The following is a 16962-nucleotide window of genomic DNA, read 5'->3' on the forward strand; positions in this document are numbered from 1 at the left end:
CAGGGCGCGGTCAGAGGTTGCCGATGATGCGCAGGATCTCCGCATAGAAGTTGCCGTCGATGCTGCGGAAGAAGGAGAAATCCTGCCCCGGGTCGCCAAAGAACGGCCGCAACGTCCACGCCAGTTGGGTGCCGACAAAACCGAAGAGCAGGATCCAGATGTAGAGCAGGGTCATGCTGGCCGGCCGCTGCGTCGGCTCACCGCGTCGGGCCGTACGGCCGTCCCACGGGCGTTGCGCCACGTAGCCGGGCGGCAGCATGCCGGGCGGGAACGAGGCACCCGCCGGCTGACCGGCCCACTGCGTCGGAACCTGGGCCGGAGCCGTCGCGGTGGTCACGGCACCGTTCGCTGTCGACTCGGCCACTGCGGCCCCGGCCGGCACGGCGACCGGCTCGGCGCTCTGACCGGCGGCCGGAGACGGCCCGGCGGGCACCGCGGCGGGCACGGCCTGGACCGGCGCCGGGGCGCTGGCCCGCTCGTCGACAGTGACCTTGGCGGCCTCGGGCGCGAGCAGCCCGTTGTCGTTGAGCACCTGCATCCCGCTGGTCAGGAAGCGCAACCCGACCAGCGCCGACAGGGTCAGGATCGACACGTTGAGCAGCTTGAAGAAACCGTAGTCGTTGGCCGTGATCAGGAAGAAGAGGCTGATCGGCGCGAACGCCACAGCGAGCATCGAGGTGACAGTGATCGCCACCATCACCAGCGCCAACGACTGCCGCACCGAGAGCCGGGCGCCGAAGACCAGGTTGAAGAGGTAGAGCGTGGGCAGGCAGATGACCAGGGTGACCAGGAACAGCAACGGCAGCTTCAGCGCCGAGGTCAGCGCCATCAGCGGGCTGTGGAAGAAGCCCAGCACCGCCCCGTAGCAGGCCAACGCGATGGCGGAGCTGGTCAGCATCCGCCCGGTGAGGGCGTTGAGGTCACGCTCGGCCACGATCTGCTGCCAGATGCTCTCGCGATCCCGCAGGATGCGCTCGATGACGAGCGGGCTGGGACGGTCACCCGACACGGGTGCACCCCTCTCGGTGGTCTTTCACAGTGGACTGGTGGGCAGACGGTAGGGCACGGGGTGGCGGGCCCGCCACCCCGTCCGGGTACGTCGTCAGCGCCAACCCACGTCGATCCGGTCACCGCGCTCGTCGAAGAAGTGCAGCGCGTCCATCCGTACCGAGACGGCGAGCGGGTGACCGGCGCTGACCGCCGGGTACGGCGCCAGCCGCACCGCCAACTCCGCCGGGCGGCGGTGGTGCCGGCCCGGATCGGGGAGCACGCTGGTCTGGACGCCACTGGGCGGGGCCTCCTGCGCGTCCACCGGCTTGCCGGTGAGTCGCTGCATCACCGAGCCGAAGCGGCGCAGGCCGCGCTGGCCGACCGGCGGCGGTTCGAGGGGGGCACCCATCTCGTCGACAACGATCGCTGTCGCGCCGATGTCGAGGAACGCCAACGACTCGTGCCCGTGGTGCTCCAGGTAGCGGATCCGCCCACGCAGCACGTCGCCGGGGCTGTCCGGTGCGACCGGAGTGAGCGCCTCGGCCCGCATGCCGACCACGATCCGCTCACCGTGGTAGTGCGCCACCGCCCGACTGCGGATGTCGTTCCAGGGCAGGTAGAGCGACTGGTCACCGAGGTTGAGCGTGACGTACCGGTCGAGATGGACGTAGACCGACGCCTCCAGCAGGTTCATCCGTGGGCTACCCAGGAACGCCGCCACGTAGAGAGTCGCCGGCCGGCCGTACACCTGGGTCGGTGTGCCCACGTCCTGGAGCACGCCACGGCGCATGATGGCCACCCGGTCGGCCATGGTGAGCGCCTCGGCCTGGTCGTGCGTGACGTAGACAGTGGTGACGCCCAGCTCGCGGGTCAGGCCGGAGATCTCCGCACGCAACTCGGCCCGCAGGCCGCTGTCCAGGTTGGACAACGGCTCGTCCATCAGGAACAGGCCGGGCCGGCGGACGATCGCGCGCCCCATCGCCACCCGCTGCCGCTGCCCGCCGGAGAGCTGACCTGGCTTGCGGGCCAGCACGTCACCGATGCCCAGCGCGCTCGCCACGTCGCTGACCCGTTCGCCCCGCGGCTCGGGCTCGACCCCGGCCAGCCGCAGCGGAAACGCGATGTTGTCGCCAACGCTCATGTGCGGGTAGAGGGCGAAGTCCTGGAAGACCATGGCGATCCTGCGGTCCCGTGGGGGCAGGTCGTTCGCCACCTCCCCGTCGAGCATGACCGCGCCGGTGGTCGGCTCCTCCAACCCGGCGATCATTCGTAGCACTGTCGACTTGCCGCACCCGGACGGCCCAAGCAGCACCATGAACTCGCCGTCGTTCACATCCAGGTTGATGCTGTCGACGGCCAGCGTGCCATCTCGGAAAACCTTGGTCACATCCTTGAGCGTGACGGTGCTCACCGTCTTCCCCCCCAGCGCGCGTCGACCGAACCCCACAAGACTGTGACCAGGATCATGGGTTTGTGACATCGGGTAAACGTCTCATGTTCGATCGATGACACTGCTATTACACGACAGAAGCCGCGATCAGCAGCGCGTGGACCGCTCGCCCGGCTCCCCGAGGAACACCTGCCGCACCACCCGCTCCGCCGCCCGGCCGTCGTCCAACGTGCAGAACCGGGCCCGGAAATGCTCGCGGGCCTTGGTCGCCGCGTCCGAGCGCACACCGTCGGTACGGAACAGGTCGAGCAGATCGGCGAAAGTGGAGGCCACCGCGCCCGGCGGTTCGGCGGTGACGTCGAAGTAGACACCCCGGGCCAGCCGGTACGCCTCCCAGTCCGGGGTGTAGAGCACTATCGGCCGGTCCAACACCGCATAGTCGAACATGGCCGACGAGTAGTCGGTGACCAGCACATCCGCCACCAGGTAGAGATCCTCCACCCGTTGATGGCCGCTGACGTCACGAACCCTCTCCCAGTCCCTCGGCTGGCCGGGACGTCGATCACGGTCGTGGAAGTAGTGGCTGCGCATCAGCAACCGGCCGGAGTCACCCAGCGCCTGGACGAACCGGTCCGGGTCGAACGGCGGCCGGTAGCCGGGCAGGTGCTCACGGTGCGTCGGGGCGTACAGGACGACCTGCTCGTCGGGGTCGAGGCCGAACGTCGCACGGAGTCGGCGCACCTCGTCCAGGCTGGCCGTGACCAGGCGGTCGTTGCGCGGGTACCCCACCTCCAGCGTGGTGTACGTGGCCGGGTACGCCCGGTCCCACATCTGGGTGGAGAAGCTGTTGGCGCTGACGCTGTAGTCCCAGCGGTCCACCCGGCGCAGCAGCCCGGCGAAGTCCATCCGGCCCGCGCCGATCGGGTAGCGCTGCTGATCCAACCCCATCACCTTGACCGGCGTGCCGTGGTGGGTCTGCACGTGCACCTGTCCCGGCCGCTTACGGACGAAGTCCGGAAAGTTGACGTTGTTGACCAGCCACCGGGCGCGGGCGAGCACCCGGTAGTACGCCGGCGTGCCGGCCACCACGTACTCCACTCCGGCCGGCACGGTGTCCACCCGGTCCCGGCGGACCACCCACACCCCGCGCACCCCCGGCGCCAACCGGCGGGCGACCTCGTAGATGGCCGCCGGGTTGCAGGAGTAACCCCGGTACCAGTACGCCGCGTACACCGCGAGCGTCGGGTCGACCGGCCGCCGCAACTCAGCCCGGTAGTACTCGCGCAGCAGCCCGTCCCGGGTCAGCCGGGCACCGCGCCGGGCGACCGGGCCGACAGTGCGGCGCGCGGTGCGGGCCCGCCGACGGGCGGCGTCGCGGGCCCGGCTGGCGGCCCGCAACGCGCTGAAGGTGCGCCACCGGCCGGTGGCGACCAGCTTGTGCTTGATCCCCTCGACCCCGTCCGGTACCGGGTAGCCGCCGGCCGGCAGCCAACGCTCGTAGTCGGCGGTGATCTGCGCGAAGAACGCCTCCCGCAGCTCCGGCGCGATCCGCTGACCGTTGCCGAGCACTGTCAGGTAGTGCCAGATCATCCGTTCGAAGACCGCCGGCCGCAGGGCCTCCGTCGCCGACCCCCACGAATCCATCAGGTGGAAGACGCGGTGCCACTGCGGGAAGACCTCGAAGTGCCGGTCACCCCGGGTCCGGGTGATCGCGCCGGCGCGGCGTTGGCGGTAGTTGACGCAGACCAGGTCCAGTACGCCGATCCGGTGCGCTGCCATCAGCACCGGGTAACTGAACGAGACGTCCTCGTACCAGCCGGGCGCGAAGCGAAGCCCCAGGTCGGCGAGGAACTCCCGACGGACCAGCCGGTTCCACGCGGTGTGCAGCAGGTGCATCGCCTGCGGCCGGTCCCGCAGGCGGAAGGTGCCCGGGCCCGGCGACTCCGGAAACACCTCGGCCATCGCGCTGCGGGTGGCGGTGTCGTTCCAGTGGGTGCGCACGTGGTCGACCAGCAGGACGTCCGGGCGAGTGACCCGCAACCGTTCGGCGACCTCGGTCAGGCACTCCGGAGCCAGCCAGTCGTCGCCGTCGAGGAACCACACGTACTCGCCGACGGCCCGGTCCAGCCCGATGTTCCGGGCCGGACCGAGGCCGACGTTCTCCGACAGCCGGACCGAGTGCACCCGCTGGTCGCGGGCCGCGTACTCGTCGATGATGTCGCCGCTGGCGTCCGGCGAGCAGTCGTCGACGGCGATCACCTCGATGTCGGTCTCCGGCTGACCGAGGATGGAGTCCAGGCATTCCCGCAGGTATCCCTGCACCCGGAAGGCCGGCACCACGAAGCTGATCAGAGTCATCCGGCCGCCCTCCGTCAGCGCGGCGCGGCACCTCCAGCGCCCGCCGGCGCCACCGACGCCCGCGCGCTACGGGCCGGTCGCACGAACCAGGCCAGGACGACGCTCACCACGAAAACCACGAGAAGGTACGCACCGAGTGTAGCCAGTCCGATACCCGCAATACCGGCGATCGCCGCGAGGGCCAGCAGCACCGAGCGCCCCTCCCAGCCCAGCGTCGCCGCGTGCAGGGGCGGTGCCACCTGTCGCTTCTCCAGCCGGGCGGTCAGGTCGTAGTGGTGCACGGTGAGCACGAAGACGTACCCGAAGATCAGCCAGCCGGGCGCCTCGCCGACCACCCCGACCGCGATGGCGAACAGGTACTCGGCGGCCCGCAACGCGGCGGGCACCAGCCAGTCCAGCGGACCGTTGTGCGCCGCCCCGGCGCCCAGCCCCCCGACCAGCAACACCAGCAGCGCCACCGGCACCGCCCAACGCAGCCCCTCGGGCGCGTCGCTGAGCAGCGCCCCGACCAGCAGCACCGCCGGGCCGAGCGCGGCGATCACCGCCAGGGTCAGCGGCCCCATCGGGCGGACCACAGGCAACCAGCGGGCCAGCGGCCCGTCGTCGCGGTGCAGGGTGGCGTCGACAGTGTCCAGCACGGGCACCCACATCCAGCGGGCCCGCAGCGTCCGCAGCGCCCCGGTGTACGCGAACGCCAGCACCCCCCAGACCAGCACGGCGATCAGGCTGACCAGCGGGTTGAACAGCGCCACTGTCAGCGCGATCAACGCCCACCGCTCACCGATCGGGAAGACCACTGTCCGCTTCAGCCAGTACGACAGCGAGCCGGTGTCCGCCTGCACCCGGGTCGACGCCGCGTTGAGCCGGTCACCGATCCCGCCGCCGGCGTTCGTCGCCGTACGCGGCCGACGCGCCGCCTCGTCGTGCAGCACCCCGTACCAGGTGTCGGTCATGTGCCGGACGGTCTGCAACGTCATCGCGGCGATCGCGAGCGCCCACCCGTTGCCCAGCCCGGCGTGGCTCACCCCGAAGCCCAGCCCGGCGTAGACCAGGTACTCCTTGGCCCGGTCCGCCATCGTGTCCAGCCAACCACCCCAGGCGCTGAAGTGCCGGGTGTAGCGGGCCAGCTGGCCGTCGACGCAGTCCAGCACGAAGCCCAGGTAGAGCAGCACCGCGCCACCGACCAGCGCGGGCCGCCCACCGACCCCGAACAGCACCGCCGCGCCCAACGCGAACAGCACCGAGATCACCGTCACCCCGGTCGGGGTGAGCCGGAGCCGGGCCGAGAGCCGGACCACGTACGGCGACCAGGTGCTGACGAAGTAGGTGGAGAAGAAGTCGTCCTTCTCCTTCACCGACAGCCGCAGCTCGGCCCGGTCCTCGTCGACAGCGGTCACCGCCGCCTCGGCAGCGGTCAGCCCGGCCTGGTCCTCGACCCGGTGGGCGACGAGCAGGCGTACCCGCTGGGCGAAGATCAGGGTGCCGAGCGCCGCGAGACCCGCGAAGATCCGGTCCACGGCGGACCCGGGGCCACCGGCCGCTACCGACCCTCCGGAGCCGGTTCCGCCGGTCGCCGGCAGCGGCGCCACGTCGCCGGCCGGGCCGATCGGGGCGGCGACGGGAAGCATCCCGGACGCGGCGGCACGGGCGGCGGCCGCGAGGTTCGGCAGGTCGTCCACGCCGACCCGCAGCGCGCCGCCGAACACGCCGGTGGCGGCCCCGTCGAGGGCGTCCAACGCGCCGGCGTCGACCACCTGGCCGCGCTCCTCGCGCACTGCGGTCCGACCGGGCACCGGCGGGTCGCCGAGGACCAGCGCCACAGTGGGGCCCACCGGGCTGGTGGCCAGGTGCCGCAGTACGGCGGTGTGCGCGACCAGGTCCGTGCCGGTGATCAGCACCGGGCCGGTCGCCCTGGTGACCAGGTCGGACAGCTCGTCGAGGTTGGCGGCGAAGCGCACCTCGTCCGCCCCGGCCAGGCGCAACTGGGCGGCCAGCCGGTCGGCCAGCGGCTCACCGGTCGCCGTGGTCAGGCCCGCCGCGGGTGCCCCGGCGGCGAGCACGATCGCGAGCGTCACCGCGGAACCGCGGCGTGGTACGCGTCGAGCGCCTCGGCGATGGTGCCGTCGAGCGTCAACCGGCCCGCGTCGAGGTACAACCCCCGACGGCAGAACCGGGTCAGGTCCTTTTCGTTGTGTGACACCAGCACCAGCGTGCGCCCCTCCCCGAGCAGACGATCAATAGTCGCGTAACACTTCTTGCGGAACTCCGCGTCCCCGACCGCGGTCACCTCGTCCATCAGCAGGATCGGGTGCGGCAGGTGCGAGATGATCGCGAAGCCCAGCCGCACCTTCATCCCCGACGAGTAGTGCCGCACCGACGTGTCGATGGCCCGTTCCACCTGCTCACCGGCGAACTCGACGATCTCGTCGAAGTGCCGCTTCAGGTAGCTCGTCGACAGTCCGTGCAGCCCACCGACCAGGTGCAGGTTCTCCCGCCCGGTCAGGTCGTTGGAGAAACCGGCGGACAACTCCAGCAACGGCGCCACCGCGCCGTGCACCCGGATGCCGCCCTCATCGGGGATGAGCACCCCGGCGATCAGCCGCAGCAGTGTGCTCTTGCCCGTGCCGTTGCGCCCGATCACGCCGACCGTCTCGCCGGGCTCGATGGTGAACGACACGTCCCGCAACGGCCAGAACTGGCCGGGCAACGCGCCACGGGCGCCCCGGTGGATGAACAACTCCCGTAGCCGTAGCTGGCGGCGACGGTTGCGGACGAACCGAATGCCCAGGCCGTCGGCCTCGATGATCGGCGCGGCCACCTCAGAGCTCCTTGAGCACGGCGGGCTCCAACCGGCGGAACGACCACCAACCGGCGGCCAGCACCAGCACGCTGCCGACGATCGTGGTGGTGAGCAGCCGAGCGTCCGGAAACTCGTCCGGATACCAGATCGCGTGGTGCAGCTGGAAGATCCCGACCAGCGGGTTCAGCTCGTACACCACCTTCAACCAGCCGGGCAGCCCCGACTCCCGAACCAGGCTGAGCGGATAGATGATCGGCGTGGCGTAGAACAGCACCCGGATGATCAGCCGCATCAGCCGTTCCACGTCGCGCATCAGCACGTTCCACGCGGACAGCAGCAGGGCGAGCCCGGTCAACAGGACGGCCTGGACGGCCACCGCCAGCGGCAGGGAGAGCAGCGACCAACCGGTGTGGATCCGACCGTGCACCGCGTAGATCACCGCGATGGCGATCAGGATCGGCAGACCGGCCGCGTACTCGGCGAACCGGCCGGTGACCCGGCCGATCGGAAAGACCTGGCGCGGCACGTTCATCGTGGTGATCAGCCGCGACTGGCCGGTCAGCGCGTTCGTCGCCTCGCTCAGCGCCGAGCTGGTCCACATCCAGGCGAAGATGCCGGTGATCAGGAACAACGGGTACGACGCGGCCGCCTCACCGAGGTGCCGACCGGTGTCGGAGGAGTAGAGCACCCCGAAGACGAACCAGTAGATGGCGCCCATGCCGAGCGGCTCGATCAACGACCAGAAGTAACCCAGCACCGACTGCTGGTACTTGACCGCGAGATCCCGCCTGACCAGGATGCGCAGCGAGTTGCGGTGCGACCACAACGCCGCGACGCCAGAGGTCACCGCGAGCCTCCCGCCTCCTGAAACGGACGACAGGTTAGCAGTCGGTGAACGATTGCCCCGAATCGACCGGACTCAGCACTCGATCACGTTGACGGCCAAACCGCCACGCGCCGTCTCCTTGTACTTGACCTTCATGTCGGCGCCCGTCTCCCGCATGGTCTTGATGACCTTGTCCAGCGACACCTTGTGCACCCCGTCGCCGCGCAGCGCCAGCCGGGCGGCCGTGATCGCCTTGATGCTAGCCACCGCGTTCCGCTCGATGCAGGGGATCTGCACCAGGCCACCCACCGGGTCACAGGTCAACCCGAGGTTGTGCTCCATCCCGATCTCGGCCGCGTTCTCCACCTGCTCAGGGGTGCCACCGAGCGCCTCGGCCAGCCCCGCCGCCGCCATCGAGCACGCCGAACCGACCTCACCCTGGCAGCCCACCTCGGCGCCCGAGATCGACGCGTTCTCCTTGAACAACACACCGATCGCCCCCGCCGTCAGCAGGAACCGCACCACACCCTCGTCATCGGCGTCCGGCACGAACCGGGTGTAGTAGTGCAGCACCGCCGGAATGATCCCGGCCGCGCCGTTGGTCGGCGCGGTGACCACCCGGCCGCCCGCGGCGTTCTCCTCGTTGACAGCGAGCGCGAACAGGGTCACCCAGTCCATCACGTGCAGCGGGTCGGCCGAACCGGCCTCCGCCTCCAGGCCGCGCCGCAGCTCCGCCGCGCGCCGCCGAACCTTCAACCCCCCAGGGAGTACGCCGTCCCGCTCGCAGCCGCGCTGCACGCACTCCTGCATCACCCGCCAGATCTCCAGCAGACCGGCCCGGATGTCCGCCTCGCTGCGCCAGGAGCGCTCGTTGGCCAGCATCACCTCGCTGATCGACAGCCCGGTGCGGGTGGTGACGTCGAGGAGTTGCGCCCCGGTCAGGAAGGGGTACCGCACCGCTGTGCTGTCCGGCTTGATCCGGTCCGCCCCGGCCGCCGCCTCGTCCACCACGAACCCGCCACCGACGGAGTAGTAGGTGCGGCTGCGCAGCACGGCGCCGGACCGGTCGTACGCCACGAAGGTCATCCCGTTCGGGTGGTACGGCAACGACCGGCGGCGGTGCAGCGTCAGGTCCCGATCCGGGTCAAAGTCGATCTCGTGCGCGTCGAGGATGTTGATCCGCCGCTCGGCCCGGATCCGCTCGACCCGAGGCCCGACGGTGTCCGTGTCGACAGTCTCCGGCGACTCGCCGGCCAGCCCGAGCAGCACCGCCGGACCGCTGCCGTGGCCGTGCCCGGTGGCACCCAGTGAGCCGAACAGCTCGGCCTGCACCCGCGCCGTGTCGCTGAGCAGCCCGTCGGCCTTCAGCCCGCCGACGAACGTCCGCGCGGCCCGCATCGGCCCCACAGTGTGTGAGCTGGACGGCCCGATACCGACGCTGAAGAGGTCGAAAACACTGATCATGGCTGCGCTTCCTCGCCGTCGTCCCGGCGTACGGGACCCGGCCGGGTCGTGACCGCCGATCTGGCGGCCCCGCTCGTGACCGTCCGGGGTATGGGGTGCCGGCCCTCCGGGGTGTGGAAGGCCGATCAGCCAGCCTACCCGCCCAGCTCACCGCCCACCCGGTCCGGGACGTGAACACCCGATCACCGTCTCCCGCCCGGCGCCGCCCCGCGGTGGGCGGGGCGCTGCGGGGAGGCGTCAGCGGGGGGCTGCCCGGGTAAAGCACCTACGGGTCCACTGGTTGCCGCTCCTCCTCGGGACTGAGGGCGAGGTGGCCATCCCTTTCTACCGTGGATTGCAGACGCGGCGCACCGCCGCAGAGTGGGAGTACGACGATGAGTCGCAAACTGGTCCGGCCCCGCGAGGGGCGCATGATCGCCGGTGTCTGCGCCGGCCTCGGACGGAGGTTCGGCATGTCGGCCGGAATGGTCCGGCTGCTGTTCCTGCTGTCGCTGCTGCTGCCCGGCACGCAGGTGATCGTCTACCTGATCCTGTGGGTGCTGATGCCGAACGAGGACCGCTACCTCGCCTCCACCGGCCACTGACCCGCCCGCCGCACCTGACGTAAGCGCAGAACTTGGACGGTTTCCGTCAGCAGGGCGGGAACTGTCCAAGATTGCTCGTGTCGCGGCGGTCCTGGCATCTCAGGCCCGGCAGCGGATCGGGGCCGCAGGCCCCCACACGGAAGCGCCCGCTCCGACGGAAGTCGGTGCGGGCGCTTCGGCGTACGGGACGCAGGTCAGGGGGCTATGTAGGTGACAGTGATCTGCTGGTAGCCGAGGGAGCGGAGCAGCCCCTCCAGCATCTTGCGGGTGTTCTCCTCGGCTCGGGCCGAGAGCCCGCTGTCCCGGGCGGCGGCGGTGATCCGCTCCTCGGCGAGCTGGTAGACCTGCTGCTGCCGGTTGGGGTCGTTGCCGACCAGGTCACCGAGTCGGTTGAGCAGACCGCGCTGCTCGGCGAAGACGTAGCTCTTCTCCATGTCGAGGTTTGTCTCACCGAGCTGCGGCGCGGGCAGCTTGATCTCGACGGACTTGCCGTCGGCGGACTGGACGACGGCACCCTCACCGATCTTGGTGAAGTCGACGTACGCCTCGATGCTGCCGGCCCCGACGAACAGGGTGCGCTCGTTGAGCAGGAAGTCCGGAACGTTGCGCCGGTCGTTCTGCGTGTCGACCACTACCTGGAAGTTGCCTTCCGCTGCCACGTAGCGGCTGAGGTCCTGGATCGACTTCAGCAGCGGTGGCTGACTGCGGTCGGTCTGCTCCTTGGCGAACGGGTTGCGGAACTCCGGCAGGATCCCGGTCGCCTGAATGCCGAGCAGCGCGACAACGGCCAGCGCGGCGGCGCCGAGCAGCAGGAGCAGGCCTCGGGCCGCCCCACCGCCACCGCCACCGACGGGGCCATCGCCACCGCTCGTCGGACCACCGGGACCTCCAGGCCCACCGGGGCCAGCGGGACCGGCCGGCTCGCCGGGACCACCCGGCGCATCAGCGGTCCACTCGGGTGTCGCGGTCGACCGCGCCTTGAGATCGTCACCGGTCGGGTAACCGGGGAACTCTCTCGTGGGCTCGTTGCTGCCAGCGTCGCGGGCCATCACGCTCACCGTCCTCGTCAGACAAGTCGTCTGTCAATGACGGTACGGCCCCGATACGACAGTCGCGCGGCGAGCGCCAGGAAGCGACAAAAGGGCAGGTCAGGCGAACGCGGAGAGCCCAGTGAGCCGCTGCCCGATGACCAGTTGGTGGATCTCGGAGGTGCCCTCGTAGGTCAGCACGCTCTCCAGGTTGTTGGCGTGCCGCATCACCGGGTACTCACCGGAGACGCCGTTGGCACCGAGGATGGTGCGGCACTGCCGGGCGATGGCCAGCGCCTCCCGCACGTTGTTCAGCTTGCCCACGCTGACCTGCTCGGGCCGCAGCCGCCGGGCGTCGGCGAGCCGGCCCAGGTGCAGCGCGAGCAGTTGCCCCTTCACCAACTCGACGGCCATGTCGGCGAGCTTGGCCTGGGTGAGCTGAAAGCCGGCCAGGGGGCGACCGAACTGGGTGCGGGTGCCCGCGTACGCCAGTGTGGTTTCCAGGCAGTCGCGGGCCGCGCCGACCGCGCCCCAGACGATGCCGTAGCGGGCCTCGGTGAGGCAGCTCAGCGGCGCCTTCAGCCCGACCGCCTCGGGCAGTTGGGCGTCGGCCGGGAGCCGGACGTCGTCGAGCACGATCTCGCCGGTCACCGACGCGCGCAGCGACATCTTGCGGCGGATCTCCCGGGCCGTGACGCCGGGGGTGTCCATGGGTACGGCGAAACCCCGTACGCCCTCGTCGGTGCGCGCCCAGATCACCGCGACGTCCGCGATCGGGGCGTTGGTGATCCACATCTTCCCGCCGGTGAGCACCCAGTCGTCGCCGTCGCGGCGGGCCCGGGTGGCCATCGAGGCGGGGTCGGAGCCGTGATCCGGCTCGGTCAGACCGAAGCAGCCGATCGCCTCACCGGTGGCCATCGACGGCAGCCACCGTTGCTTCTGCTCCTCGCTGCCGTAGCGCCAGATGGCGTACATGGCGAGCGATCCCTGCACCGAGACCAGGGAGCGGAGGCCGGAGTCGCCGGCTTCCAACTCCTGGCAGGCCAGCCCGTAGGCGACAGCGGAGGCGCCGGCGCAGCCGTAGCCGGTCAGGTGCATGCCGAGCAGGCCGAGCTTGCCGAACTCGCGGGCCAACTCCCGGGCGGGCACCGTGCCGTCCTCGTACCAGTCGGCGACGTGGGGTCGCACCCGGTCGTCGACGAGTTGGCGGACGACGTCGCGGATCTGCCGCTCCTCCTCGCTGAGCGACGGGTCCAGGTCGAGCAGGTCCAGCGCAGCGGTCATGGACGCCACCCTAACGAAGGTTCAGCTCGGGAAAGAAGGGCTCGTCACTCGATCGGCTCGGAGAGCACCAGCACCCGCGCGTGGATCTGGTTGCGCTGCTGGAGGGCTGCGCGCAGCGCCCGGTGCAGCCCGTCCTCCAGGTAGAGCCCGCCGTTCCACTGCACGACGTGCGGAAAGAGGTCACCGTAGAAGGTGGAATCCTCGGCGAGGAGCTTGTCCAGCGCCAACTCGCGCTTGGTGGTGATCATCTGATCCAGGCGCAGTGGCCTCGGCGGGATCTCCGCCCACTGCTTGAGCGTCAGATTGTGCTCCGGATAGGGACGCCCGTCCCGGACCGCTCTGAAGATCACGACGGCACGCTCCCCTCCCCGTGGCCGGGCCGACCGACGGCGCCGAGCCGGGCCGCGGCGGGCACCGCGCGGCGCGGCACCGATGACCGTGCCAGCCTAGCGGCCCAGCGCACGCTACGTTCTGCTCCCTGATGTCAGTTTCGCTATCGCTCGTCCGATCCTCAACCGGACGAACGGGACGTCCGCGTCAGTTCCACCGGCCTCGTCGCACGACCTCGTCCATCGGACGGCGTCCACGGCGCAACGATGGTGACCGATGGTCAGCCGCGCGGTAACCGATTGTGACGGCTCCGATGGGTTGGTACTCCGCCGGCACGCCGAACGCGTCCCGGTAGGCGGCGAGCCGCTGCGGCGGAATCCCGAAGAAGCACGCCCCGAGCCCCTCGTCCACAGCGGTGAGTAGCATCAGCAACGCCGCGAATCCGGCGTCCACGTGCCAGTACGGCACCGGCCAGCGGTCCGTTGACTGATCCGTCCAGCCCTTGTCCGGCTCCGCGTACCGCCGCAGGTAGGCCGACTCGTTGGCGTGCGGCACCACGATCAGGGGTGCCCGGCGCATGCCCGCGAGCCAGCGCTCCCGCCCACCGCCATCGGGGGTGGTGGCGGCCCAGAACCGATCCCGGTCGGCCAGCTCCTCCAACACCAGGAAACCCCAGCCCTGGGCGAAGCCGGCCGACGGCGCGCGGACCGCGTGGTCGAGCAACCGGTCCACCACGTCGGGCGGGACCGGGCGGTCCGGGTCGTAGTTACGCACCATCCGCCGTCGGCGGACGACCTCGGCGAACTCCATCAGGCGCCGGGGCGGATGCCCCAGGCACCTCGCCAGGTGGTGCCGGGCTTGAGGGTGAGCAGGTCCTTGCCCGACCGGAACGCGTCCGGCGGGCAGGTCATCGGCTCGACCGCCACCGAGCGGCGGTGCCGCTCGCCGGTGAGGGCGTCCCCGGTGAACACCTGCCACCAGCCGAACTCGGCGTCCGCCCAGATGCTCACAGCGGCCGAACCGTCCGGCGCGGCGAGGCTCACCGACGAACCGCCGTCGGCGTCGGAGATCACGTCGCCGAAACAGGAGTCCAGCACGGCCGCACCAATGCGGCGAGGGCTGGTCCAGTCGTACTCGGTGCCGGCCACCGGGGTCACCCCCACCGGCAGCAGCCGACCGTCCACCAGCACCCGGCTCCGGGTGGGCAGCCGCAGCACCAGGTCGTCCACAGCGACGCCCGGCAGTTGCAGGTACGGGTGCACGGAGAAGCCGAACGGGGCCAACTCCCCGCCGATGTTCGTCACCTCGTGCTCGGCGCGCAGCCCGTCCGCGTCGACGCTCCACCGGCTGCGCAGCCGCAGCGGCCACGGGTAGCCGGGCTGCGGCGGCAGGTCGTAGCCGACCGTCACGGCGTCCGCCGACTGCTCCAGCAACTGCCACGGCACCCAGTTGACCAGCCCGTGGATGGCAACGTGCCGCTCCGGCTCGGTCAGCGAAAGCTGGTGCGTCCGCCCGTCGAACGAGTAGCGGCCATCGCGGATCCGGTTCGGCCAGGGCGCCAGCACCTGCCCTGTGCAACCGGGGCAGACCTCGTCGGTCTGGTACCCGTCGAGCAGGTCGACACCGTCGTGCCGGTACGTCCGGAGCCCACCGCCGACCTCCACGATGACGGCCTCGTGGCCGGCGGCGGAGATGGTCCACTGGGCGCCGGAGAACGGGCGCGGATCGGGGCTTTCCATGCCGGCGACACTAACCGGTCAGGTCCGGTTGTCGCTCGACGCCGTCGCCGCCCGGTAGCGCAGCAGCGCCGGGAACGCGACAGCGAGCACCACCACGAGCACCGCGGAGGCGAGCCCGCCGGCCACCCAGGCCACCCCGCCACCGAACCCGGCGGCCATGGTGCCGGCGCGCAGGTCACCCAGGCGTGGGCCACCCGCCACCACTACCGTGTTCACGCCCTGGAGTCGGCCGCGCATCCGGTCCGGTGCGTAGACCAGCAGCATCGACTGACGCAGCACCGCGCTGATCAGGTCGGCGGCGCCGGCCACGGCGAGCAGCACGACCATCAACCAGAGCTGGTGGGCCAACCCGGCCGCGGCGATCGCCAGGCCCCAGCCGACCACCGCGAGCACCAGGCCGAGCCCTTGGCGGCGGAGCCGGCCGATCCAGCCGGACGTCAGCCCACCGATCATCGAGCCGATCGCGATGGCGCTGTAGAGCAGACCGACCGAGCCACCGCCGCCGAACCGCTCGTGCGCGATCTCCGGAAAGAGGGCCCGTGGCATGGCGAGGATCATCGCGATCAGGTCCACCCCGAAGGACAGCAGCAGGACCGGGGTGGTGGCCAGGTAGCGGAACCCGTCGACGACGCTGGCCAGACCGGCACGCCGGGCCTGACCGTCGGCGGTGGGCTCGGGCGGGAGCGAGGGCAACCGCAGCGCGGCCCAGAGCATCGCGGTGAACAGCACCGCGTCCAGCCCGTAGGCGATCGGTAGGACCACAGTGGTGTCCGGCGAGGCGGAGAGGATCAGGCCGGCGGCGAGCGGGCCGGCGACCGAGGCGGCGGTGAAGGTCGTGTAGTTCAGGGTGGTGGCGGACGCCACCAGGTCGTCCGGCACCAGCCGGGGCAGCATGGCGCTGCGGGCCGGCGAGCTGATCGCGAACGCCACCGACTGCAACGCCATCAACGCCAGCAGCAGCACCGGGCTGCCCACGTCCAGCACCGCCTGGAGCAGCAGCCCGAGAGTGGATGCCCAGAGCAACAATGAGCCGCCGAGCAGCACCGCACGCCGGTCACGGGCGTCGGCGACCGCGCCGCCCCAGAGCCCGAAGACCAGCAACGGCACGAAGGCAGCCACACCCAGCAGGCCCACCCAGAACGAGTCCCGGGTCAGGGCGTACATCTCCACCGGCACCGCGACGGCGGTGAACTGGAAGCCGAACATCGCCACCGTGTTGCCGAGCCAGAGCCGGCGGTACGCCGGAACCCGCAGCGGACGCACGTCGATCGCCCAGCGGCGCGCTGCGCGCGGCCGGGTCTCCCGCACACCCGTCACGGCGCCAACCGCTCGACGACCCAGTCACCCTGGTCGAGGCGGCGGAAGCGGAGCCGGTCGTGCAACCGGCCGGCCCGCCCCTGCCAGAACTCCACCGACTCGGGTTGGACCCGCAGCCCGCCCCAGTGCGACGGGGTCGGGATCTCCGCCTGGTCGGCGAAGCGCTCGGCCACCTCCTGGTACCGCTGCTCCAACGCCGCCCGACCCGACACCACCTGCGACTGCGGGCTGGCCCAGGCACCCAGTTGGGAGCCACGCGGCCGGCTGGCGAAGTACGCCTCGCTCGTGGCGCGGTCGACGGGCGCGACCCGTCCGGCGACCACCACCTGACGCTGCATGGGAAACCACGGAAAGACCAGGCTGGCGTACGGGTTGGCGGTCGTCTCGACGCCCTTGCGCGACAGGTGGTTGGTGAAAAAGACGAAGCCCTCCGGGTCGTACCCCTTCAGCAGCACCGTCCGCCCGCTCGGCCGGCCGGCAGAGTCGGCAGTGCCCACCACCATGGCGTTCGGTTCGGGCAGCCCGAAGGCCACCGCGTCGGCGAACCAGCCGTCGAACTGGGTGTGCCAGTCGACGGCCAGGTCAGCCTCGGTCAGGCCCAGGTCCGCGGCGTACTCGTTACGCATCGCGGCCGGGGCGGGTGTGTCACCCGTCACGTCCCCACTCCTTTCGCGGGCCCCGCCAGCACCCTCCCGCGCTGACCAGCCCGCCCTGCCCAGTCTCACTGAGCCGCGCGGAGAATGCGCGTCCGGGGATGTCGCGTGCGGCACAGTCGCAGCGGGTCGCGTATCCCTTACTCAGCAGGCAGTATGTTCCGAACACATCCCTGAGGGTCGCCTAAGGCGCTCGGCC

At 70.9% G+C, this 16962-nt stretch carries 15 protein-coding genes; 1 reads left to right on the top strand and 14 read right to left on the bottom strand.

The window, feature by feature from the left end:
• Positions 1-10 precede the first annotated feature (10 nt).
• The 7 genes from OG992_RS18165 to OG992_RS18195 form a co-directional block, all read right to left on the bottom strand.
• Positions 11-1009, bottom strand: a complete 999-nt coding sequence (locus OG992_RS18165; RefSeq protein ID WP_238683792.1) for a hypothetical protein — start codon at positions 1007-1009, stop codon at positions 11-13.
• A 93-nt stretch (positions 1010-1102) separates the two neighbouring features.
• A complete protein-coding gene (locus tag OG992_RS18170) occupies positions 1103-2401 on the bottom strand; it encodes an ABC transporter ATP-binding protein (RefSeq protein WP_238683793.1) in 1299 nt (432 codons plus the stop codon).
• A 126-nt stretch (positions 2402-2527) separates the two neighbouring features.
• Positions 2528-4738, bottom strand: a complete 2211-nt coding sequence (locus OG992_RS18175; protein WP_266303823.1) for a bifunctional glycosyltransferase family 2 protein/CDP-glycerol:glycerophosphate glycerophosphotransferase — start codon at positions 4736-4738, stop codon at positions 2528-2530.
• 14 nt (positions 4739-4752) lie between these two features.
• Complete coding sequence (locus OG992_RS18180) at positions 4753-6768, bottom strand: DUF5941 domain-containing protein (RefSeq protein WP_266305228.1); 2016 nt, start codon at positions 6766-6768, stop codon at positions 4753-4755.
• A 41-nt stretch (positions 6769-6809) separates the two neighbouring features.
• Entirely contained in the window at positions 6810-7556 is a 747-nt protein-coding gene (locus OG992_RS18185; protein ID WP_238683795.1) for an ABC transporter ATP-binding protein, read from the bottom strand.
• 1 nt (position 7557) lies between these two features.
• Complete coding sequence (locus tag OG992_RS18190) at positions 7558-8385, bottom strand: ABC transporter permease (protein ID WP_238683796.1); 828 nt, start codon at positions 8383-8385, stop codon at positions 7558-7560.
• Positions 8386-8457: 72 nt separating this feature from the next.
• A complete protein-coding gene (locus tag OG992_RS18195) occupies positions 8458-9828 on the bottom strand; it encodes an L-serine ammonia-lyase (protein WP_238683797.1) in 1371 nt (456 codons plus the stop codon).
• Between the two features lie 374 nt (positions 9829-10202).
• On the opposite strand from OG992_RS18195, the gene OG992_RS18200 reads away from it, so the two are divergent.
• Entirely contained in the window at positions 10203-10412 is a 210-nt protein-coding gene (locus tag OG992_RS18200; RefSeq protein ID WP_030486383.1) for a PspC domain-containing protein, read from the top strand.
• 194 nt (positions 10413-10606) lie between these two features.
• On the opposite strand, the gene OG992_RS18205 is transcribed toward OG992_RS18200, so the two are convergent.
• From OG992_RS18205 to pdxH, 7 genes are all read right to left on the bottom strand, one after another.
• Entirely contained in the window at positions 10607-11461 is an 855-nt protein-coding gene (locus tag OG992_RS18205; RefSeq protein ID WP_238683798.1) for a DUF4230 domain-containing protein, read from the bottom strand.
• 99 nt (positions 11462-11560) lie between these two features.
• A complete protein-coding gene (locus OG992_RS18210; protein WP_238683799.1) occupies positions 11561-12724 on the bottom strand; it encodes an acyl-CoA dehydrogenase family protein in 1164 nt (387 codons plus the stop codon).
• Positions 12725-12768: 44 nt separating this feature from the next.
• Positions 12769-13074 carry a type II toxin-antitoxin system VapB family antitoxin gene (locus tag OG992_RS18215; RefSeq protein WP_030329612.1) on the bottom strand — a complete coding sequence of 102 codons (306 nt, stop codon included), beginning with the start codon at positions 13072-13074 and terminating at the stop codon, positions 12769-12771.
• Between the two features lie 187 nt (positions 13075-13261).
• Complete coding sequence (locus tag OG992_RS18220; protein WP_091395235.1) at positions 13262-13864, bottom strand: nitroreductase family protein; 603 nt, start codon at positions 13862-13864, stop codon at positions 13262-13264.
• Positions 13864-14793 carry an aldose 1-epimerase family protein gene (locus tag OG992_RS18225; protein WP_266303824.1) on the bottom strand — a complete coding sequence of 310 codons (930 nt, stop codon included), beginning with the start codon at positions 14791-14793 and terminating at the stop codon, positions 13864-13866. Before OG992_RS18225 ends, OG992_RS18220 begins: the two co-directional genes overlap by 1 nt.
• An 18-nt stretch (positions 14794-14811) precedes the next feature.
• On the bottom strand, positions 14812-16110 hold the full coding sequence (locus OG992_RS18230; RefSeq protein WP_210782817.1) for an MFS transporter: 1299 nt from the start codon (positions 16108-16110) through the stop codon (positions 14812-14814).
• Complete coding sequence (pdxH, locus tag OG992_RS18235) at positions 16107-16736, bottom strand: pyridoxamine 5'-phosphate oxidase (protein WP_238683863.1); 630 nt, start codon at positions 16734-16736, stop codon at positions 16107-16109. Before pdxH ends, OG992_RS18230 begins: the two co-directional genes overlap by 4 nt.
• Positions 16737-16962: the final 226 nt, after the last annotated feature.

The sequence above is a fragment of the Micromonospora sp. NBC_00362 genome, from assembly GCF_026342155.1.
GTDB lineage: Bacteria > Actinomycetota > Actinomycetes > Mycobacteriales > Micromonosporaceae > Micromonospora > Micromonospora hortensis.

What these genes read in the sequence shown, in the direction of transcription:
- OG992_RS18175 (WP_266303823.1), bottom strand. Translation starts at nt 4,738, where the DNA reads ATGACTCTGATCAGCTTCGTGGTGCCGGCCTTCCGGGTGCAGGGATAC.
- OG992_RS18195 (WP_238683797.1), bottom strand. Translation starts at nt 9,828, where the DNA reads ATGATCAGTGTTTTCGACCTCTTCAGCGTCGGTATCGGGCCGTCCAGC.
- OG992_RS18200 (WP_030486383.1), top strand. Translation starts at nt 10,203, where the DNA reads ATGAGTCGCAAACTGGTCCGGCCCCGCGAGGGGCGCATGATCGCCGGT.
- OG992_RS18205 (WP_238683798.1), bottom strand. Translation starts at nt 11,461, where the DNA reads ATGGCCCGCGACGCTGGCAGCAACGAGCCCACGAGAGAGTTCCCCGGT.
- OG992_RS18210 (WP_238683799.1), bottom strand. Translation starts at nt 12,724, where the DNA reads ATGACCGCTGCGCTGGACCTGCTCGACCTGGACCCGTCGCTCAGCGAG.
- OG992_RS18220 (WP_091395235.1), bottom strand. Translation starts at nt 13,864, where the DNA reads ATGGAGTTCGCCGAGGTCGTCCGCCGACGGCGGATGGTGCGTAACTAC.
- OG992_RS18225 (WP_266303824.1), bottom strand. Translation starts at nt 14,793, where the DNA reads ATGGAAAGCCCCGATCCGCGCCCGTTCTCCGGCGCCCAGTGGACCATC.
- pdxH (WP_238683863.1), bottom strand. Translation starts at nt 16,736, where the DNA reads ATGCGTAACGAGTACGCCGCGGACCTGGGCCTGACCGAGGCTGACCTG.